The sequence below is a fragment of the Thauera sp. WB-2 genome (assembly GCF_027594845.1).
GTDB lineage: Bacteria > Pseudomonadota > Gammaproteobacteria > Burkholderiales > Rhodocyclaceae > Thauera > Thauera mechernichensis.
Genome location: NZ_CP088935.1, coordinates 3,986,485 through 4,007,183 on the forward strand (window position 1 = coordinate 3,986,485; position 20,699 = coordinate 4,007,183).

Sequence of the window (20,699 nt, forward strand, 5' to 3'; positions counted from 1 at the left end):
TGGCAAAAAATTCGCTCCAGCTCAACGGGCTCCCGAACGCCCCTCCCCACCCCATACGGACGCCTTCCCAGGAGTATCCGGCCGTGACCTCGCTGCCCTCGTCGCCCCCCCAGCTAGCTCCCGAATCGTGCGCTGCCGCGGCCCTGCCCGCGACCCGGCGCAGTGCGCTGCGCGAACGGATCGATGCCGCCTGGCGCCAGCCGGAACCGATCTGCGTGCCTGCCCTGATCGCCGCCGCACGTCTCCCCGACGCGCTGCGCGAGCCGGTGCATACGCTCGCCCACGACCTCGTCACCGGCCTGCGCGCCACGCGTACGCGCTCGTCCGGCGTCGACGCCCTGATGAAGGAGTTCTCGCTCTCCAGCCAGGAAGGCGTGGCACTGATGTGCCTGGCCGAAGCCCTGCTGCGCGTGCCCGACAAGGCCACCGCCGACCGCCTGATCCGCGACAAGCTCGCCGACGGCGACTGGCGCGCGCACATTGGCAACAGCCCCTCGCTGTTCGTCAATGCCGCGACCTGGGGCCTGCTGATCACAGGCCGGCTGGTATCGACCAGCTGCGAGCAAGGTCTGTCCGCAGCGCTCACCCGCCTGGTGGCGCGCGGCGGTGAGCCACTGATCCGCAAGGGCATGGACCTGGCGATGCGCATGCTGGGCGAACAGTTCGTCACCGGCCGCGACATCGACGAGGCCTTGAAGCGCGGCCGCGAACACGAGAAACAGGGCTACCGCTACTCCTTCGACATGCTGGGCGAGGCCGCCATGACGGCCGCCGACGCCGAGCGCTACTTCAAGGACTACGAGCGCGCCATCCATGCCATCGGCCAGGCCTCCAAGGGCCGTGGCGTGGTCGACGGCAACGGCATCTCGGTCAAGCTCTCCGCCCTGCATCCGCGCTACACCTGGTCGCAACGCGAACGCGTGCTGGGCGAACTGCTGCCCCGGCTGAAGGCGCTGTGCCTGCTCGCCAAAGGCTACGACATCGGCCTCAACATCGACGCCGAGGAGGCCGACCGCCTGGACATCTCGCTCGACCTGCTCGAAGCGCTTGCTACCGACGACGCACTCGCCGGCTGGAGCGGGCTGGGCTTCGTCGTGCAGGCCTACCAGAAGCGCGCGCCCTTCGTGCTCGACTTCGTGATCGACCTCGCACGGCGCAGCGGCCAGCGCATGATGGTGCGCCTGGTCAAGGGCGCTTACTGGGACGCCGAGATCAAGCGCGCGCAGATCGACGGCCTGGCCGGGTACCCGGTCTATACGCGCAAGGTCTACACCGACGTCGCCTACCTCGCCTGCGCGCAGAAGCTGCTCGCCGCACGCGACGCGATCTACCCTCAGTTCGCCACCCACAATGCCCACTCGCTGGCGGCCATCTTCCACCTCGCCGCCGCCGACGGCCGTGCCTGGCAACCTGGCGACTACGAGTTCCAGTGCCTGCACGGCATGGGCGAACCGCTCTACGACCAGCTCGTCGGCCAGCCCGGCCGTCACCGCATGGTGCGCATCTACGCCCCGGTGGGCAGCCACGAGACCCTGCTCGCCTACCTCGTGCGTCGCCTGCTCGAGAACGGTGCCAACACCAGCTTCGTCAATCGCATCGTCGATGAGCGCGTGGCAGTCGAGGAGCTGATCGCCGACCCGGTCGAGCAGGCCGCAGCGCTCGCCGGTGCGCCGCACCCGCGCATCCCGCTGCCTTGTGATCTGTTCGGTGCGCTGCGCACCAACTCCGCGGGCATCGACCTCGCCAGCGAGCCGGTGCGCGCGCGCATCGCCGCTGCAATCGAGGCCTCGCGCAGCATGCCCTTCGCAGCCGGCCCGATCGTTGCCGGCAGCGTTGCCGTGCCCGCCGAGGTGCAGCCGGTCACCAACCCGGCCAATCACAGCGAAACAGTCGGCGGTGTCGCCGAGGCCACCACCGCGGACATCGAGCGCGCCCTGGCCGCCGCCAGTGCCGCCGCACCCGACTGGGCGGCCCAACCGGCGGCCATGCGCTGCACACGACTTCAGACTGCCGCTGAACTGTTCGAGCGCGATGCCGACACCCTGATCGCACTGGCAGTGCGCGAGGCTGGCAAGTCCTGGGCCAACGCCGTGGCCGAACTGCGCGAGGCGGTCGATTTCCTGCGCTACTACGCCCAGCAGGCGCGCGGCTTCGACGCTGCCAGCCACGTCCCGCTCGGGCCGGTGCTGTGCATCAGCCCGTGGAATTTCCCGCTTGCCATCTTCACCGGCCAGGTGTCGGCCGCGCTCGCCGCCGGCAACCCGGTGCTCGCCAAGCCCGCCGAACAGACACCGCTGATCGCCGCCTACGCGGTGCGCCTGCTGCACGAGGCCGGCGTACCGGCCGCGGCGCTGCAGCTGCTGCCCGGGCGCGGCGAGACCGTCGGCGCCGCGCTGGTGGCGGACGCACGCGTGTGCGGCGTAATGTTCACCGGCTCCACCGAGGTGGCAGCGCTCATCAACCGCAAGCTCGCCGAACGCGGCGGCAACGTGCCGCTGATCGCCGAGACCGGCGGCCAGAACGCCCTGATCGTGGACTCCACCGCCCTGCCCGAGCAGGTGGTCGCCGACGTGCTCGCCTCCGCCTTCGACTCCGCCGGCCAGCGCTGCTCGGCACTGCGCGTGCTGTGCCTGCAGGACGACATCGCCGACGGCGTACTGCACATGCTGCGCGGGGCACTCGACGAACTGCGCCTGGGCGACCCGGCCGACGTCCGGGTCGACATCGGTCCGGTGATCGATGCCGAGGCGCGCACAGGGTTGGAAGCCCATGTCGCGACGATGCAGGGCCGCGGCGCACGCGTCACCCGCCTGCCGCTGCCCGCGGACTGCGCACGCGGCAACTTCGTCGCGCCGACGATCATCGAGATCGGCGCACTGTCCGAACTCGGCCGTGAGCAGTTCGGCCCCATCCTGCACGTACTGCGTTACCGTGCAGCCGCGCTGGATGGGCTGATCGACGCCATCAACGCCAGCGGCTACGGCCTGACCATGGGCGTGCACACCCGCATCGACGAGACCGTCGAGCGCATCGCCTCAAGCGCCCACGTCGGCAACCTCTATGTGAACCGCAACATCATCGGCGCCGTCGTGGGCGTACAACCCTTTGGTGGCGAAGGCCTGTCGGGCACCGGACCGAAGGCGGGCGGGCCGCTCTACCTGCACCGCCTGCTGGCGCGCACGCCGGGTCCGGCGCTGCTCGACGGCGCACTCGCGGTCAGCGAAGGCAAGGAGACGCGCGCTGCCGACACCGCGCTCGACGGCTTCCTCGCCTGGCTGGACGGCGCTGGTCGTGGCCTCGTGGAGGGTGACGAATTCACCGTACTGCGCGACCGCGCAGACGCCTGCCGCGCCCGCCGCATCAGCGGCCTGCGTCTGGCGCTGCCCGGCCCCACCGGCGAGGACGACAGCCTGCGCTTTACCGCGCGCGGCCTGATCGCCGGCGTCGCGCACACCGCTGCGGCCGTACTGCACCAGGTCATGGCCGCACTCGCCAGCGGCAACCGGCTGCTGCTCGCTGACACCCCGGCCGCCCGCAGCACCGTGGCTGCGCTGCCGTCGGACCTTGGCCCCGCCGTGGCGGTGAACGCCAACTGGATCGAACAACCGATCGGCGCCCTGCTGTTCGATGGCGACGACCGCGGCGCCAATGAGCTGCAGCAGCGCCTGGCGGCACTTGAGGGCCCGATCCTGCAACTGCTGCGCCCCACGCCCGATTATGACCTCGGCCGCCTGGTGCATGAGCGCACACTGTCGATCAATACCGCCGCGGCTGGCGGCAACGCCAGCCTGATGGCCATGGGTGCCTAGCACCAGGCTCCAGAACACGGTACGGATGAGCCCCGATCCAGACCGGCATCACGCAGCTAGGGGCATCACGGATGGCAAGACTGAAAAATTCGCTTACCTTTGCCGGGCGCACACGCCACCGTACGGTGGCAGCCCGCATCAACGGCCTGCAACGCTGGGCCAAGCAGCAATCGCAAACGACACACAGCCACGAAGGAGACGTTTCATGAAAAAAAACCTGCTCGCCACCGCCGTCCTCGCCCTCGGCGGCTTCTCCAACGCGGCCCTGGCCGACCTGTCGGTCGCCATCGCCGGCCCGATGACCGGCCAGTACGCCTCGGCCGGCGACCAGATCCGCAAGGGCGCGGAGATGGCCATCGCCGACATCAACGCCCGCGGCGGCGTGCTCGGCGAGAAGCTGAAGCTGGAAGTCGGCGACGACGCCTGCGATCCCAAGCAAGCGGTGTCGGTGGCCAACACCATGGTCAACCGCAAGATCGTCTTCATGCACGGCCACTGGTGCTCGAGCTCGACCATCCCGGCCTCCGAGGTCTACAACGAGGCCGACATCCCGATGGCCACGGTGTCGACCAACCCGCAAGTGACCGAGCGCGGCCTGGACAACATCTTCCGCATCATGGGCCGTGACGACCAGCAGGGCATGGTGGCGGGCAGCTACATCGCCGACAAGTTCGCCGGCAAGAAGGTCGCCGTGGTCGACGACAAGAGCGCCTACGGCAAGGGCCTGGCCGACGAGATGGCCAAGGCGATGGAAGGCAAGGGCCTCAAGCCCACGCTGCGCGAGGCGATCACTGCCGGCGAGAAGGACTACTCGGGCCTGGTCACCAAGCTCAAGCAGGCCGGCGTCGAGGTGATGGCCTACGGCGGCTACCACACCGAGGTTGCGCTCATCCTGCGCCAGGCCCAGGCCGCCGGCCTCGACCTGACCGTGATGGGTGGCGACACCATGACCAACTCCGAGCTCGTCACCGCTGCCGGCCCGGCTGCGGACAAGGTGCTGTTCACCTTCTCGCCCGACCCGCGCAAGAACGCCGACGCTGCCCCGGTGGTGGAGAAGTTCCGCGCCGCCAAGGTCGAGCCCGAAGGCTATGTGCTCTACGCCTACGCTGCCTTCCAGCTCTTCGAGCAGGCCGCAACGGCAGCCAAGAGCACCAAGTACGCCGACCTCGAGAAGGCGATGCGTGGCGGCAGCTTCAACACCGTGATCGGCGAGCTGTCCTTCGACGCCAAGGGCGACCAGAAGGCGCCGGGCTTCGTGGTCTATCGCTGGCAGGGCGGCCAGTACGACTACGCGCAGTAATCGCGCCCTGCAGCGCAACACCCGGCCGGCGCGCGCCTGACACTGCGCGCCGGCCGCGCAAACAAGAATCCCCCGCGCACGGCGACGGTCCACCTCCGTCGGCCGTCGTGCGCCGCCACCGCAGGAGACATCGTGGCCTACGCACTCCAGCAACTGATCAACGGGCTCACGCTCGGCGCCATGTACGGCCTGATCGCCATCGGCTACACGATGGTGTACGGCATCATCGGCATGATCAACTTCGCCCATGGCGACATCTTCATGGTGAGCGCGTTCATCGCGGTCACCGCCTTCACCATCCTTGCCGCCGCCGACGTGACCTCGATCCCGCTCGCACTGACCTTCGTGCTGATCGTGTCGATCTTCTTCACCTCGGCCTACGGCTGGGCGGTGGAACGCACCGCCTACCGCCCGCTGCGCGGCTCGACCCGGCTGGCGCCGCTGATCTCGGCGATCGGTATGTCGATCTTCCTGCAGAACAGCGTGCAGCTCACCCAGGGCGCACGCGTCAAACCCATCCCGCCGGTGCTCGAGGGCGGCGTGGTGCTGTGGGACGCCCCTGGCTTCACCGTACAGATCGGCTGGAGCCAGATGCTGATCATCGTCACCACCGTGGTGCTGATGATCGCCTTCACCTGGATGATCACGCAGACCCCCTTCGGCCGCCAGCAACGCGCCTGCGAGCAAGACCGCACCATGGCCTCGCTGCTCGGCGTCAATGTGGACCGCACCATCTCGCTCACCTTCATGCTCGGCGCGGCGCTGGCTGCGGTCGCCGGGGTAATGGTCACGGTGTATTACGGCGTGGTGGATTTCTTCATCGGCTTCCTTGCCGGCATCAAGGCCTTTACCGCTGCGGTGCTGGGCGGCATCGGCTCGCTGCCGGGCGCCATGCTGGGCGGCTTGCTGATCGGTCTCATCGAGTCCTTCTGGGCGGCCTACCTGTGGGCGGAATACAAGGACGTCGCCACCTTCAGCATCCTGTGCCTGGTGCTGATGCTGCGCCCCTCCGGCCTGCTCGGCCGGCCTGAAGTGGAGAAAGTGTGATGAGCGCCATCGTCTTCGCCCGTCACGCGATGACCCCCACCGAGCGTCTGCGCGACGCCGGCTGGGTGGCCTTCGTCGGCCTCATCCTCGGCGTGCCGCTGATCGGCCTCACCACCGTCGACGTGGGCGGCCGGCTGGGGGTCGAGACCCGCTTCGGCCTGCTCCTCGCCGCCGTCGCCGCCGTGTTCGCCGGCCGCCTGCTGCTGCGCTGGTCGATCGACAACATGCGCAACCGCAAGCTCGCCCGCGACCGGGTCAGCACCGCCACCGCCGCCGACCGCGCCCACGGCGCACAGCGCGTGGTCAACGTGCTGGGCTGGATCGCGCTCGGCGCCTCGATCGCACTGCCGATCGTGTATTCCGACAACCGCTACGTGGTCGACATCGCCACCACGGTGCTGATCTACGTGATGCTGGGCTGGGGGCTGAACGTCGTGGTGGGCCTGGCCGGACTGCTCGACCTCGGCTATGTCGCCTTCTACGCGGTCGGCGCCTACTCCTACGCGCTGCTGTCCACCCAGTATGGCTGGGGTTTCTGGGAGGCACTGCCGGTGTCGGGTGCGCTGGCAGCGAGCTTCGGCATCCTGCTCGGCTACCCCATCCTGCGCCTGCGCGGCGACTACCTTGCCATCGTCACCCTCGGCTTCGGCGAGATCATCCGCGTCATCCTGGTGAACTGGACCGAGTTCTCCGGCGGCCCCAACGGCATCAGCTCGATCCCGCGGCCGAGCTTCTTCGGCCTCGAGTTCACCCGCAGCGCACCCGAGGGCGGGCACAGCTTCGCCAGCTTCTTCGGGCTGGAGTTCTCGGCCATGCACCGGCTGATCTTCCTCTACTACCTGATCCTGGTGCTCGCCCTGCTCACCCACGCCTTCGTGTCGCGGCTGCGCAAGCTGCCCGTGGGGCGGGCCTGGGAGGCCCTGCGCGAAGACGAGATCGCGTGCAAGGCGATGGGCATGAACACCACCAACATCAAGCTCTCGGCCTTCGCCATCGGCGCCATGCTGGGCGGCTTCGCCGGGGTGTTCTTTGCCGCGCGCCAGGGCTTCATCTCGCCCGAGAGCTTCACCTTCACCGAATCGGCGATCATCCTCGCCATCGTCGTGCTCGGCGGCATGGGCTCGCAGATGGGCGTGGTGCTGGCCGCCACGCTGCTGGTGCTGATCCCCGAGTTCGGGCGCAATTTTGCCGAGTACCGCATGCTGCTGTTCGGCGCCGCAATGGTATTGATCATGGTCTGGAAGCCGGGCGGCCTGCTCTCGCACCGCGAACCGACGGTACGCCTGAAGCCCCTGCAGCGTTCGAAGCCGGCCGCCGCCGGCACGGAGGTGGCGCAATGAACACGCCCGCCACCCTGCTCTCGGTGCGCAACCTGACCATGCGCTTCGGCGGCCTGACCGCGATCGACGACCTTTCGCTGGAGGTGCCGGCCGGCAAGATCACCGGCATCATCGGCCCCAACGGCGCCGGCAAGACCACGCTGTTCAACTGCCTCACCGGTTTCTACAAGCCCACGACCGGCACCCTGCGCCTGGCACATCCAACGCGCGGCGAAATGCTGCTGGAGAAGCTGCCCAGCCACCGCGTCGCGCGCGACGCCCAGGTGGTGCGAACCTTCCAGAACATCCGCCTGTTCCCGAAGATGACGGTGCTGGAGAACCTCATCGTCGCCCAGCACAACGTGCTGCAACGCGCCTCGATGTTCTCGATCGCCGGCCTGTTCAAGCTGCCGGGCTACCGTGCGGCCGAGCGCAAGGCGGTGGAGCGCGCAGCGATGTGGCTCGAGCGCCTCAAGCTCACCCACCTCGCCGACGACGCCGCGGGCGACCTGCCCTACGGCATTCAGCGCCGCATCGAGATTGCGCGCGCGCTGTGCGTCGACCCGGTGCTGCTGTGCCTGGACGAGCCCGCGGCCGGCCTCAACCCGCGCGAGTCGGCGGAACTGAACGAGCTGCTGCTCTACCTGTGCGGCGAGCTGGGTATCGCCATCCTGCTCATCGAGCACGACATGAGCGTGGTGATGAACGTGTCCGACCATATCGGCGTGATCAGCTACGGGCGCAAGATCGCCGAAGGCACGCCCGAATCGGTGCGCAACAACCCGGAGGTGATCAAGGCCTACCTGGGCGAAGACGAGGAAGAAGAAGCGATGGGAGGGGCCGCAGCATGATGCTAACGATGGAGGGTGTACACGCCCATTACGGCCACATCCACGCACTGCGCGGCATCGACGTCGAGGTGCAGGTCGGCGAGATCGTCACCCTGATCGGCGCCAACGGCGCCGGCAAATCGACGCTGATGATGAGCCTGTTCGGCAACCCCAAGGCCAGCGCCGGGCGCATCGTGTTCGACGGCGAGGACATCACCCGCGTCCATACCCACGAGATCGCCCGCCGCGGCATCGCCCTCGTCCCCGAGGGCCGGCGCATCTTCCCGCGCATGACGGTGATCGAGAACCTGCAGATGGGCACGGCCCACGCCGACCCCGCCAACTACGACGCCGACATCGCGCGCGTGTTCGCAATGTTCCCCATCCTCGACGAGCGCAAGTCGCAGCGCGCCGGCACGCTGTCGGGCGGCGAGCAGCAGATGCTCGCCATCGGCCGCGCACTGATGAGCCGGCCCAAGCTGCTGCTGCTCGACGAGCCCTCGCTCGGGCTGGCGCCGATCTACATCCGCAAGGTGTTCCAGATCATCCGCGAGCTCAACCGCGACCACGGCATGACCATCCTGCTCGTCGAACAGAATGCCAACCAGGCCCTGCGTGTAGCCGATCGTGGCTACGTGCTGCAGCACGGCGAGATCACGCTCGCCGGTACGGGGGCGGAACTGCTGGCGAGTCCGGAGGTGCGCGCGGCGTATCTGGAGGGCGGGCACGCCTGATCGGCGATCATCGACACCGGCCCAAAGCTCGACCAGCACAAGGCCGGGCACTCTGTCCCTCAAGCGCAACACCCCCAACGACGCCCCAAGCTCGATGTCCCAAACCACCCAACCCGCCCGCTGGCTCCCCTTCGTCGTCCTCGGCATTGGCCTCACCGCGATCTCCTTCGGCGCCATCTTCGCCCGCCTGGCGCAGGCCGAAGGGGTGAGCTCGCTCACCGTGGCGACCTGGCGGCTCGGGCTCGCCGCATTGATCATCACGCCGGTCGCGCTGATGCAGTCGCGCCGCGAACTGGCGCGGCTCACCCGCCGGCAGATCGGCATGGCGCTGGCGGCGGGCTTTTTCCTCGCCCTGCATTTCGCCACCTGGATCAGCTCGCTGGAATACACCTCGGTCGCATCCAGCACCGCCCTCGTCACCACCAACCCGCTGTGGATCGGCCTGGCCTCCTTCCTGATCTTCCGCGAGACGCCCACGCGCATGATGATCGGCGGCATCGCGCTGTCCTTTGCCGGCAGCCTGTTCATCTTCTGGAGCGACAGCCAGAACGCGGGCGCCGGCAGCGACCCCATGTTCGGCAACCTGCTGGCGCTGGTCGGCAGCTGGTGCTTCTCCGCCTACCTGCTGATCGGCCGCCGGCTGCGCGCCGGGCTCGGGCTGCCGGCCTACATCTGGCTCGCCTACGGCGCCGCAGCGCTGTTCCTGTTCGCGGCCAGCGGCGCAGGCGGGGTCGAGCTGTTCGCGCTCTCGGGTACCGCCTGGCTGGTGCTGCTGGCGATGGCGCTCGGCCCGCAACTGCTCGGCCACACCGCCTACAACTGGTCGCTGCGCTACGTGTCCGCCACTTTCGTTGCCGTGGTCACGCTCGGCGAACCGGTCGGCAGCGCGCTGATGGCCTTCATCATCTTCGGCGAGGGCTTCGCGCCACTGCAATTCGTCGGCTTCAGCCTGCTGCTGGTGGGGATCTATCTGGCGGCCAAGGGCGAAAAGGGCTGAGTCTCGCGCCGCACGGGCGCAGGCAGCAGGGCTAGAGGATCAGGTCCGCTGCCTTGGCCGGGATGCCGAAGTGGTACCCCTGCGCGACCTCCGCCCCGGCAGTGCGCAACCACGCTGCCTGAGCCTCGGTCTCGACGCCCTCGGCAACCAGCTCGAGGCCAAGCTCCTTGGCAAGTGCAATCACCGCCTTGAGAACCGACGCGGCCTTGAGGTTCTCGCCCAACCTGGAGACGAAGGAGCGATCGACCTTGATCGCATCGAAGGGCAGCATCGCGATATAGCTGAAGCTGGAATAGCCGGTGCCGAAATCGTCCAGCGTCAGCTTGAACCCTGCAGCCTTGACCTGCTGCAGCAGCCCGCGCGCGGCGTCGATGTCGCCGACGAAAACGCTCTCGGTGATCTCGATCTCGATCAGCCGCCTGTCGACGCCGGCCCGATCACACGCATGGGCAAGGCGCTCCACCAGGCCCGGATACCTGAGCTGAACGGGCGACACGTTGATGGCGACCGGCGGCACCGTGCAGCCCCCACGCTGCCAGTGCGCAACCTGGTCGAGCACCATGTCGATGATCCAATCGCCCAGCGCCACGATCTGGTGCGACTCTTCGGCGATCTCGATGAACAGCGCTGGTGGCACCAACGTCCCCGCCGAGGGCGACCAGCGCACCAGCGCCTCGAAGCCGATCAAGGCGCCCGACTCCAGTGCGATCTTGGGCTGGTAGACCATGAACAGGCCCTGCTTCACTGCCAGCGCGCTGCGCAGGCTGCTCTCGATCTCGGCCTTGCGGCGCGTGATGCGATTGAGTTCGGCGGTGAAGAACTGGTAACGGTTGCGTCCGCTGTCCTTGGCCTGGTACATGGCCATGTCGGCATTCTTGACCAGTTCGGACTCGTCACGGGCATCGTCCGGAAAGATCGAGATCCCCATCGACAGCGTCGGTGAAAAGTCCCGCCCCTCGTGCTCGAAGCTCAGGCTCACCGTATCCAGGATGCGGCGTGCAACGCACGACAGGCTGTCGACATCGACCACGTCATCGACGATGACGAGAAACTCATCGCCACCCTGCCGGCACAGCGTGTCGCCATCCCTGATCGACGCGTGGATGCGTTGCGCGACCTCCTTGAGCATGCGGTCGCCCGCTTCATGGCCGAAGGAGTCGTTGATGACCTTGAAGCGATCGACGTCCAGGTAGAGCACTGCTACCCGCGATCCGTTGCGCTCAGCGCGTGCCACCGCCTGGCGCAGGCGGTCGGCAAACAAGCTGCGGTTGGCGAGGCCGGTGAGGCTGTCGTGGTAGGCGAGGAACTCGATCTGGCTCTGCTGGGCACGCTCCACCGAAACGTCCAAGGCCAGGCCTACGTAATGGGAGGTCTCGCCATGACCATTCGCGAGCCGCTTGATCATCAGGCTCTTCGGGTAGCGCTCCCCGCTCTTGCGCCGGTCCCAGATCTCGCCCTGCCAGAAGCCGGTGCGGTCGATGCTCTGCCACATCGCCTCGTAGAAGTCGGGACCATGCATCCCCGAAGACAGGATCCGCGGCGACTGCCCCATCACCTCGTGGGCAAGATAGCCGCTCATCTGCTCGAATGCTTCGTTCACGAACACGATCGCTCGCTGTGCGTCGGTGATCATGATCGACACCGGGGCGAGCTGCATCACGCGCTTGGCAAGATGCAACTCCTGGTTCGCGCACCAGTGCTCATGCGCCGCAAGCACACGCGCCACCTGCTCACCCACACCCGCCGCAAACGCCTCCTCATCAACCGTCCACACCCGCGGCAAGTGAAGTTGCTCATGGCATACCACGCCCAGCAGGCGGTCACCCTGGCGGATCGGCGTATCGAGCAGGGATACGATGTCGCGAGCGGCAAGATGCGCCCGCGACAGCTCCCGCGTCGCCGGGTGCACGGCAGCATCGTTCACGCTCAACACGCGACTGCCTCTCAAGGCCGCGAAGTAAGCCGGGAAATCGACGTCGGCGAGCACAGGGCAAGCACACTCGCAAGCTTTCTCGCCGTCCGTGCCGCCGTGCGCTACGCAACGCAGCTGGCCCGCCGCATCCAGCAGCCAGATCGAAGCCTTCGCGTCGAGCACCCGCGCCGACTGGCCGGCAATCTCTTCCAGCGCCTGCTGCAGGCGGCCACTGCCCGGGAGGACGCTGCGTGCCAGTTGCAGCAGGACGCGATCGAAATCCTGGCGCCTGGCACGCCGCGCATCGTCCAACGAACGATGCCTGCCGACCAGGTTGAAGATGCGCGCGAGAAGCTCTTCCCGGACCAGCGGCGCGGCGACGTAGTCATCCACCCCGCAGCGGAACAAGGCAGCGCGATCGGCCAGATCATCCCCGCCGACGACGGCAAGGATGGCTGGTGCATTGCCGCCGCCAGCCGCGTGGAAACCTTCGATCAGCGCGCGTCCGCCCTCGAGTCCTGATCCATCCAGGCACAGCAGCACCAGATCGCAGCGCTCGAGGCTGAATGCGCCGTGGCGCGCGGACACAGCACCCTGTCTGGCCCGCCCCACCGCCGTCGCCGGCAGCAGGCCAGCCAAGGCTTCATCGTCATGATCAACGACGTACAGCTCACCACAGAACTCATCCAGCATATCCACGAGCTGCGCCCGCACGCCCCCCTGCGGCGCCACCAGCAGCAGCTTCATCACCGACCCACCGAGCCCCGTCTGCATGCGCTCGTACTCAGGGCAGGCTGAAACGGCGCACCGACCGCATCAGCTCAACGGCCATGTCCTGCATCTCTCGGGCCGCGTCGGCATTGCCACTCATGGTGACGCTCACCTCCTCGGCCATGCCCGCGATACGCTCGACATTGGCCGCGATCTCGTTGGCGGCCGTCCCCTGCTCCCGCGTCGCAAGCGCCACGTCGCGCGCCTTGGCGAGGGAGTCCTCGGCCTGCCCGCGGATGGTCTGCAGGATGCCGGCAACTTCCCGTACCTTGACGAGGCTCGCCTGCACCTGCTGCAGTGCGGCCGCAGTCGTGCTCGTGGCCTGCGCCTGATCCCCGCTCGCCGCTGCGACCTGGCCAGCCGCGCTGGCAATCTGTTGTGCACGGCCATCGAGCGCATGGGCCATGCGCGTCATGTCCCTGAGCATGCCCACGAGCTTGTCGCGCATCTCATCGACGGCATGCAGCATGCTGCCGGCCCGCATGCCGGGCCGAGCAACCGCCGCGCTCAGGTCGCCACGCGCGATCTGCTGCACGACGGACACCGCCGCCGCGGGCTCACCGCCCAGCTGGCCAAAGATGCTGCGGCTGATGAGGCCAAAAATGGCAACGATGGCAAGCACGATGGGCAATCCAATCAGCCCGATCTTCACCGCCTGGTCCTGGAACGCCTGTGCGACGTCGTCCTGGTACACACCTGCGCCGATGACCCATTGCCACGGCGCAAACAGACGCGCATAGGACACCTTGCCAACCGGGGCGGTAGCGCCCGGCTTGTTCCACACGTAGTCGACGAAGCCGCCTTGCGCACTGCCCGAGGCCACATCCACCATCTCCACCACGAAGGCGCGGCCTCCCGGGTCGCGCAGTTCGCGCCCTGATGTCCCCTCGATGTCGGGCCTGGCCGGGTTGAGCTTGAACTCGTACCGGGTATCGACCACGAAAACGTAGTTGTCGCCGTCGAAACGCAAGGCACGCAGCGAGGCCAGCGCCTGGCGCTTGGCATCATCCTCGCCGAGGGCGCCTGCCGCCTGGAGCGAGTGGAAATAGCTCAGGGTTGCCATCGCACTGTCAGTCACCGCACGTACGCGTTCGCGGCGGTCCTCTTCCATGCTGGCGCGGAGGTCGAAGAGGGCGACCAGGCCGATGGAAACAAAACCCGCCATCACGGCCAGCAAGGCCAGGACGAGGCGTGTTCTCAGGGTCATCGTGGCAAAGCTCATGGGCTGGGTCCCTTGCGGCGGCTGCAGCGTGCATTCGAAATGGCGCGACGCGCGTAGCAACCGATGTTACGGAATTGCGCATTCCGTTCCATTCACAGCAACGATGACCCCGCTACCAAGAAATGCGTACATCGCCCTCAGGGCGCAACCAGGCCCTCACGGATCGCATAGCGCGTGAGGTCGGCCGACGTGCGCAGGCCGAGCTTGTCCTTCAGGTGGCGCCGATGGACCTCCACCGTCGACACGGTGATCCCCATCTCGGCTGCCATCTCCGCCGCACGCTTGCCATTGGCCAGCAGCACCAGCACCTCGCGCTCGCGCTGGCTCAACAGGCTGACCGGCGGGCAGCTGTCCGCACGCGGCAGAAAGCGGTTCAGCATGCGCGCGGTTGCCTCCGCGCACAGGAAGTGCTTGCCTTCGGCGACCGCGCGCACGCCGTTGATGAGCTCCTGGGTGCTGGCCGTCTTGACCACATAGCCAGAGGCGCCGGCCTTGAGCATCTCCTCGACGAAGGTTCGATCGGCATAGCCCGAGAGTGCGAGCACGCGCACGCCTGCATGCTCGCGTCGCAAGCGCTGCATGACCTCGATGCCATTCTCATCGGGCAGGCCGACATCGAGGATGAGTACATCCGGACGCACGCGCCCGATCTCGGCGAAGATCTCGGCCGCACTGCCGACGCAGGACACCACCACGATGTCGGGCTCGTCCGACAGGATGCCGGCGAGGGCCTCGATGAAGATCCGATGGTCGTCGCCGAGCATGACCCTGATGCTCATCGTCGCCTCCCCGAGCCACGACTGCTGCCGAGCGGCACCTGCAGCCGCACTGAGGTCCCTCGCCCGGGTGCCGAGTCGATGACGACCGTCCCATGGAGATAACCGATGCGCTCCTGCAGGCTGGCCAGCCCGAAGCGCTCGCGCTGGTCGAGCGCGGCGGCAAGGTCCTCGATCCCCCGCCCTTCGTCACGCACCGTGATGCGCAAGAAATGCGCCGCATGCTCGACCCTGACCTGCGCCCAGAAAGTACCCGCATGCTTGAGCACGTTGAGCAGCAGCTCGCGCACCGCGCGGAACAGGATCAGGCTCTGCGCCTCGCCCAGGGCGATCGCCTTGCCCCCATCCGTATCCGTGCCCACAGGCTCGACGTCCACTTCGACATCGAGCCCGAACTCGCGCCCCATCTCGTCGGCCAGCCAGTGCAGCGCCGACACCAGGCCCAGCGTCCGCAGCACCGGCGGACTGAGCTGTGCCGTCATCGAGCGCACCCGCCGGCTCGCGTCACGGATCAGCCCTCCTACCTGCACCAGGGCAGCAACGAGCTCGTCATCGCCGACCGAGCGCTGCACCTGGTCCAGCCGCATCTGGGCGATATGCAGCAACTGGCCGAGATCATCGTGCAGGTCGCGCGCGATCGCCTTGCGCTCGCTCTCCTCGGCCAGGGTGATCTGCACCGCAAGCTCCTGCAACTGCCGGGTACGCTCGACCACCCTGCGTTCGAGATTGGCATTGGCCTCCTGCAGCGCCAGCTCGGCCACTTTCTGCGCCGTGATGTCACGGCCGACGCACTGGATCTCGCGCAAGACCCCCAGTTCGTCGAAGAAACCGCGGTTTATGAACTGCACCCAGCGCAACTCGCCGTTGCCGCAGACGACGCGGTTCTCCTCGATCACCACATCATTGCTCGGCGACAAGGTGCGCAAGGAGGCTTCGACCCGCGCAACGTCGTCGGGATGTGCCACCGGCTGCCAGCGCTGGCCGAGCAGTTCCTCGCGCGCACGCCCCGACAGCGCGCAGTACGCATCGTTGACGAACAGGAAGCGGCCGTCTGCCCCCAGGCGCGAGATCGCCTCGGTCTGCCCACCCAGGATGCTCCTCAGGCGCCGCTCGCTCTCGCGCAGCGCCTGCTCGGTCTCCTTGAGGGCCGAGACTTCGCACAGGATCACGACGATGCCCGCGACGACACCCTTGCGCAGGTCCGGAACATAGTTGACCACCCAGTAGCGCCGACCGCCGCCGGGCGACTCGATGACCTGCTCGTCGGACTGCGCCTCACCCCGATAGGCGCGTTCGACCAAGGGCAGGATCCTCGCGTACAGCGCCGCGGGGGCGAGATCCACGATCCGACGGCCGCGCAGGTCGGCCGCTCCGAGCCCAAGCCAAGCCAGGTAGGCGCGGTTCGCATACACATTGCGCTGCTCCGCATCCCAATAGCTGATCATGGCCGGCAGGCACTCGAAGAGCGTCGCCAGGCTCACATCGAGGCTCGGGTCGCCGCCCCCACCTTCACGCCCCTCCCGGAGCGCAGGCTTGCGGCCTTCATCCGCATCGACAGCCAGCATCATCATGTATCTTTCATTCTCGGATGTCGGGCAAGCCGCCTGCCCACCGCTGCTTAGGCTACAAGGGCAGACGACAACCCCGGAAGTATACCCATTTCCATGTCAGCACCAGGGTTTCCGGGCGCGGCGCACCCGAACGCCGGCGGAAGACGAGATGACCTGGCTCCCCTTGGGCGTCGACACACTTGCGCTCATGGCTGCGTGTTAATCTCTTTTGTGCATTGCAACATCCCTTCCGGATGGCGCACCTTGGCGGACTGCACCCATCCCGCCGGACGAGGAGGACCAAGCCATGTTCCAGCTGCCGTGGTCGGGAAAGCGCCACGACGCACGTACCCCAACGCTCAACCTCGCGCTGCAGGGCGGTGGCGCCCATGGCGCCTACACCTGGGGCGTGCTCGACCGCCTGCTCGAGCACGGCATCGGCATCGAGGGCGTGAGTGGTACCAGCGCGGGCGCGATGAACGCGGTCGCCCTCGCCCAGGGCTGGACCGAAGGCGGTGCACAAGGCGCGCGCGCCAGCCTGGCGGCTTTCTGGTCAGCGGTCGGCGACAGCGTGCCCTTCCACCTCGAACTTCTGCACAGCCTCAATCCGGCGAGCGACGGCAGCCTGCCCGCGCCGATGAGCCTGATGCTCGGCTTCACGCGCATGTTCTCGCCCTACCAGCTCAACCCCTTCGAGCTCAATCCCCTGCGCGACGTGGTGCGCGCCCAGTTCGACTTCGAACGCCTGCGCCGCGACTGCCCGCTCAAGCTGTTCATCGCCGCCACCGCAGTGCGCACCGGCAAGGTCAGGCTGTTCCACACCGGCGAGCTCAGCGAGGCCGCGCTGCTTGCCTCCGCCTGCCTGCCGACCCTGCACCACGCGGTGGAAATCGACGGCGAGCATTACTGGGACGGTGGCTTCACCGCCAACCCTGCGATCTATCCGCTGCTCTATGAATGCCACTCGTCCGACATCCTGCTCGTGCTGCTCAACCCGCTGCGTCGCGAAGCCGCGCCGCGCAGCGCCGACGACATCGCCGCGCGCAGCATGGAGCTGGGCTTCTCCACCACCTTCCTGCGCGAGATGCGCATGGTCGCCCATGCCCGCCGCTTCATCGCCGACAGCGGACCCGCGTGGCTGCGTGGCCGCTTCGAGCGCAAGCTCATGGACGAGCGCTTCCACCTCATCGATGCGGTCGAGCTGGGTGACGCCGGCACGGCCAGCAAGCTCAACGCGGCCAGTGGCTTCCTCATGCAACTGCGCGACCTTGGCCGCGCCCGCGCCGAGGCCTGGCTGCAGGCACACGGCGCAGACATCGGCCGGCGCGAAACCGCTGCGGTCGACGCGCTGTTCCTGTGATGCCGCGCGCACTCAGCCCACTGGCAGAAAGGCCGCAAAGCTGGCCGGCAGCGGCGCGTTCTCCAGGCTGCGCTGGGTGAACAGGAAGCGGCCATCGCAGACGAAGCCGAGATCGGCCCAGTCGACCGCATTGAGCGTGTCGCGGAAGGCCTCGATGTCCACATCCGGCCGGCGCGGGAAGATCGCCATCACCGCGCCGTCGTAGTCGGTGCAGGGGTGTGTGAAGAAGGGTTTCGCCACCCGCGTCTTGCCATTCACATACACGCGCGGCTGCGCGCTGCGGTGGTGCATGCGTCCCCACATCCACCAGTTCGACTCGTCGAAGCGGGTGACCTTGCGCTGCAGCAGGCGTGCCTTGTGCGGCAGGAGCACGGTCGGCGGCGCTTCGCCCGGCTCACTCCAGATCATGCGCCGGGTGAGGCCCGTGCTCACCGTGGATGAGCACACGAAATCGCGGTTGCCATGCGCCGGGTCGGCATACAGCTCGTCCGCGCCCGATACCGCACCGACCTTGACGAAGGCGATGTCAGCCAGGCGCAGCGGGTAGTCGCCACGCGCGAACATCAGGTGGCCGGCGCATTCGATGAAGTGGCGCGTTTCCCAGGCCGGTGCGGCAAGCGCCGCGTCGACGTCGTCGCCGACGCCGATCTCGCAATAACGCGTTTGCCGGTTGGTGCAGCCCTTCTCGAAACGCCAGATCAGGCAGTTCGGCACCGCGTCGGCGAACACGCGCGCATCACCCAGCTCGATCGCGTCGGTGATGCTGCCGGCCTCGAACAGCAGGCGGTTGAGCTTGACCGCCGAAGTCGCCTTGAGGAAGTCCCGCGGCGTGATGAAGATCAGCTCGCCGCCCGGCTCGAGGTGGCGCAGACACTTGTCGATGAAGAACAGATAGAGGTTGGCGCGCCGATCCAGGCACTGGCCATGGCGGCCGCGTGCGATCAGCGCCTGGGTGGAGGCCGGAATGTCCTGGCAACGCACGTAAGGCGGGTTGCCGATGATGGTATCGAAGCGCTCGCGCTCGGGATAGGCGAAGAAGTCGATCGCCTGAGCGCCCGGCGGACAGTGGTCGGGGTCGATCTCCAGGCCGACTGCATCCGGCAGATGACGCAGGAAGGCGCCATCGCCGCAGGAGGGCTCCAGCACCCGGCCGCGCCGACGGCGCAACGCCAGCATGGCGCGCACCACGGCGTCGGGGGTGAACACCTGGCCAAGCGCAGCCACGTCGCGCAGGCCGAGCACAAGCTGGTCATTCATCTCGGGGCGCTCCAGGCTCGGCGGACACAAGGCCCGGCTTGCGTACGACAAGCAGTATGGTGTCGTAGGTGGCCGGCAGCAGGCCGTCGGCGAGTCGATGACGCTCGTAGCGTGCGCTCACCGCCAACCAGGCCTGGCGCCCCAGCGGCGTGCGGCGGCGGCCGCCGTCGATGGTCGCCGCACCGATGGCCTTGATGTCGCGCAGCAGGCCGCGCAGGTCGGCGGCACGCGCATGCAGGGCGCAACGCTCGCGCCGTTCGACCTCGAGCCCCGCCGCGCGGGCCGCCTCCACCCATTGCGCATCGGTATGGAAATCGATGGTATGGCGCGCATCGTCGACGCTGGCGAAGGCGTCGCGCAACTCCCACAGCGTGTCGGGGCCCAGGGTTGCAACCAGGCCGATACCACCGGGTGCCAGCACCCGGCCCAGTTCCTCGAACACGCGCCCTGGGCGGCACCATTGCACCGCCAGGCTGGACCAAAGGAGGTCGATGCTGGCGGCGGCAAGCGGCAGGTGCTCGAGGTCCGCGCACACCGGCTCGAAGCCGCCGTCGCGTCCTGCGCGCATGCGCGCCCGCCCCAGCATGGCCGGGGCCAGGTCGAGCCCGACGATGCGCCCGCCCGGGCGCAGCCGCCGCAGGCTCTCCACGCCGAAGCCGGTACCGCAGCCGGCATCGAGCACCCAGCCGTCCGCGTCGCCCCCGCCCGGCACGAGCCCCTCGCCAAAGGCGGCAAGCCGGGCGCAGATCTCGCGCTGGATCATCGCGGCCTGGTCATAGCTGTGCGCGGCGCGCTCGAAGGCTGCGCGGATGTCGCGCCGCCGATGCGCATGGGCGTGATCGACGCCCTTCGTCGTCGCCGTCATGCGTCCCCCCTTGCGCCGACGAAGGCCAGGATGTGGCCTGCGCAGTCCGCCGCACGCGACACCGGCAGCGCATGGCCGCTGCCCTCCAGCACCTGCAGGCGCGCCTGCGGCAGGGCTTGTGCCAACCTGTAGGCCGCAGCCACGGGCATCAGCGCGTCCTGGTCGCCGTGCAGCAGCAGCACCGGCTGACGGATCCCGCCCAGCAGCGGACGCAGGTCGGCCGCGGCTAGGATCGCCAGGCCGTCTTCGAATGGGTTCGGCGCGGCGGACCTGCCGACGCCAGGGCGTAGCCCGTCGTCGGCCGCCTGGCCAGCGCAGAGGCCCTCCTGCGCGCCCGGACTGAGGCACTGCGCCAGCGCCTGCTGTACCACCCGGCGTCGTGGCTCGCCGATGCATTGCAAGGCCAGGAAGCGCGCCAGTGTTGCCGCAGGGGCCGAGGCGTAGTCGCGCTGAAAGGCGTCTACCACTTCGGCCTGCAGCCCGGGCCAACCCGTGTCGTCTGCCACGAAGCGCGCCGTGCCGGCAAGCAGGACGAGGCGCGACACCTTGTGCGGATGGCGGCAGGCGATGTCGAGCGCGAGCATCGCCCCGAGCGACCAGCCCACCAGCACCGAAGCGTCGGCAAGGCCTGCGGCGAGGGCATCCGCCCAATCCTCCAGCCTGGCGGCTCGGATCGGAGGCGCCCCTTCATGTCCCGGCAGTGCCAGGGTGCGCACCACCTGCCCATGCAGACTGGCTTCGAGCGCAGCGTACACCCGTGGCGACATCGCCCAGCCATGCACCAGGGCGATTTCCGCAGCAACACCCGCGCATGCGGACGCAGCGGCGCGGGCCGGCGCGGACACGACAGGGGTCTCGATGGGGGCTGCAGTCATGGTTTGGGCGCAAACGCTGCGCACGGACGACAAACGAACGGGCGTGCATTGTAAAGGCTCGCGCCGCTACCACGG

15 protein-coding genes are annotated in these 20,699 nt (G+C 68.1%); 8 read left to right on the forward strand and 7 right to left on the reverse strand.

Annotation, left to right across the window (positions count from 1 at the left end):
* The first annotated feature begins 83 nt into the window (after nt 1-83).
* The 7 genes from putA to LQF09_RS18225 all read left to right on the forward strand — a co-directional run bounded on the left by putA (nt 84) and on the right by LQF09_RS18225 (nt 10,036).
* A complete protein-coding gene (gene putA, locus LQF09_RS18195; protein ID WP_270068629.1) occupies nt 84-3,809 on the forward strand; it encodes a trifunctional transcriptional regulator/proline dehydrogenase/L-glutamate gamma-semialdehyde dehydrogenase in 3,726 nt (1,241 codons plus the stop codon).
* 205 nt (nt 3,810-4,014) lie between these two features.
* Nucleotides 4,015-5,109: a branched-chain amino acid ABC transporter substrate-binding protein gene (locus LQF09_RS18200; RefSeq protein ID WP_270068630.1), complete on the forward strand. Its 1,095-nt coding sequence runs from the start codon at nt 4,015-4,017 to the stop codon at nt 5,107-5,109.
* 132 nt (nt 5,110-5,241) lie between these two features.
* Nucleotides 5,242-6,156: an ABC transporter permease subunit gene (locus LQF09_RS18205; protein WP_002938034.1), complete on the forward strand. Its 915-nt coding sequence runs from the start codon at nt 5,242-5,244 to the stop codon at nt 6,154-6,156.
* On the forward strand, nt 6,156-7,496 hold the full coding sequence (gene livM, locus LQF09_RS18210; RefSeq protein ID WP_002931196.1) for a high-affinity branched-chain amino acid ABC transporter permease LivM: 1,341 nt from the start codon (nt 6,156-6,158) through the stop codon (nt 7,494-7,496). The genes LQF09_RS18205 and livM overlap by 1 nt, the downstream gene beginning before the upstream one ends.
* Nucleotides 7,493-8,326 carry an ABC transporter ATP-binding protein gene (locus tag LQF09_RS18215; RefSeq protein ID WP_002931197.1) on the forward strand — a complete coding sequence of 278 codons (834 nt, stop codon included), beginning with the start codon at nt 7,493-7,495 and terminating at the stop codon, nt 8,324-8,326. The genes livM and LQF09_RS18215 overlap by 4 nt, the downstream gene beginning before the upstream one ends.
* Nucleotides 8,326-9,039 (forward strand): ABC transporter ATP-binding protein, encoded by a 714-nt coding sequence (locus LQF09_RS18220; RefSeq protein WP_002931198.1) that lies wholly within the window; start codon nt 8,326-8,328, stop codon nt 9,037-9,039. The genes LQF09_RS18215 and LQF09_RS18220 overlap by 1 nt, the downstream gene beginning before the upstream one ends.
* Nucleotides 9,040-9,133: 94 nt before the next feature.
* On the forward strand, nt 9,134-10,036 hold the full coding sequence (locus tag LQF09_RS18225; protein WP_002931199.1) for a DMT family transporter: 903 nt from the start codon (nt 9,134-9,136) through the stop codon (nt 10,034-10,036).
* 31 nt (nt 10,037-10,067) lie between these two features.
* Here the strand turns inward: LQF09_RS18225 and LQF09_RS18230 are convergent, their stop codons facing one another.
* From LQF09_RS18230 to LQF09_RS18245, 4 genes are all read right to left on the reverse strand, one after another.
* The gene (locus LQF09_RS18230) at nt 10,068-12,722 is read right to left on the reverse strand and encodes an EAL domain-containing protein (protein ID WP_270068631.1); all 2,655 of its coding nucleotides are present in this window, start codon (nt 12,720-12,722) and stop codon (nt 10,068-10,070) included.
* A 10-nt stretch (nt 12,723-12,732) separates the two neighbouring features.
* Complete coding sequence (locus tag LQF09_RS18235; protein WP_270068632.1) at nt 12,733-13,941, reverse strand: cache domain-containing protein; 1,209 nt, start codon at nt 13,939-13,941, stop codon at nt 12,733-12,735.
* 137 nt (nt 13,942-14,078) lie between these two features.
* Nucleotides 14,079-14,720: a response regulator gene (locus tag LQF09_RS18240; RefSeq protein ID WP_270068633.1), complete on the reverse strand. Its 642-nt coding sequence runs from the start codon at nt 14,718-14,720 to the stop codon at nt 14,079-14,081.
* Nucleotides 14,717-16,288 (reverse strand): PAS domain-containing sensor histidine kinase, encoded by a 1,572-nt coding sequence (locus LQF09_RS18245; protein ID WP_270068634.1) that lies wholly within the window; start codon nt 16,286-16,288, stop codon nt 14,717-14,719. Before LQF09_RS18245 ends, LQF09_RS18240 begins: the two co-directional genes overlap by 4 nt.
* A gap of 286 nt (nt 16,289-16,574) precedes the next feature.
* On the opposite strand from LQF09_RS18245, the gene LQF09_RS18250 reads away from it, so the two are divergent.
* Nucleotides 16,575-17,627: a patatin-like phospholipase family protein gene (locus tag LQF09_RS18250; RefSeq protein ID WP_270068635.1), complete on the forward strand. Its 1,053-nt coding sequence runs from the start codon at nt 16,575-16,577 to the stop codon at nt 17,625-17,627.
* Between the two features lie 12 nt (nt 17,628-17,639).
* Here LQF09_RS18250 and LQF09_RS18255 read toward each other — a convergent pair whose 3' ends face one another.
* The 3 genes from LQF09_RS18255 to LQF09_RS18265 are packed head-to-tail and all read right to left on the reverse strand — an operon-like array spanning nt 17,640 to nt 20,624.
* Nucleotides 17,640-18,884, reverse strand: coding sequence for a class I SAM-dependent methyltransferase (locus tag LQF09_RS18255; protein ID WP_270068636.1), 1,245 nt, complete (start codon nt 18,882-18,884; stop codon nt 17,640-17,642).
* Nucleotides 18,877-19,749: a methyltransferase domain-containing protein gene (locus tag LQF09_RS18260; RefSeq protein ID WP_270068637.1), complete on the reverse strand. Its 873-nt coding sequence runs from the start codon at nt 19,747-19,749 to the stop codon at nt 18,877-18,879. Before LQF09_RS18260 ends, LQF09_RS18255 begins: the two co-directional genes overlap by 8 nt.
* Entirely contained in the window at nt 19,746-20,624 is an 879-nt protein-coding gene (locus tag LQF09_RS18265) for an alpha/beta fold hydrolase (RefSeq protein WP_002931208.1), read from the reverse strand. Before LQF09_RS18265 ends, LQF09_RS18260 begins: the two co-directional genes overlap by 4 nt.
* Nucleotides 20,625-20,699 lie beyond the last annotated feature (75 nt).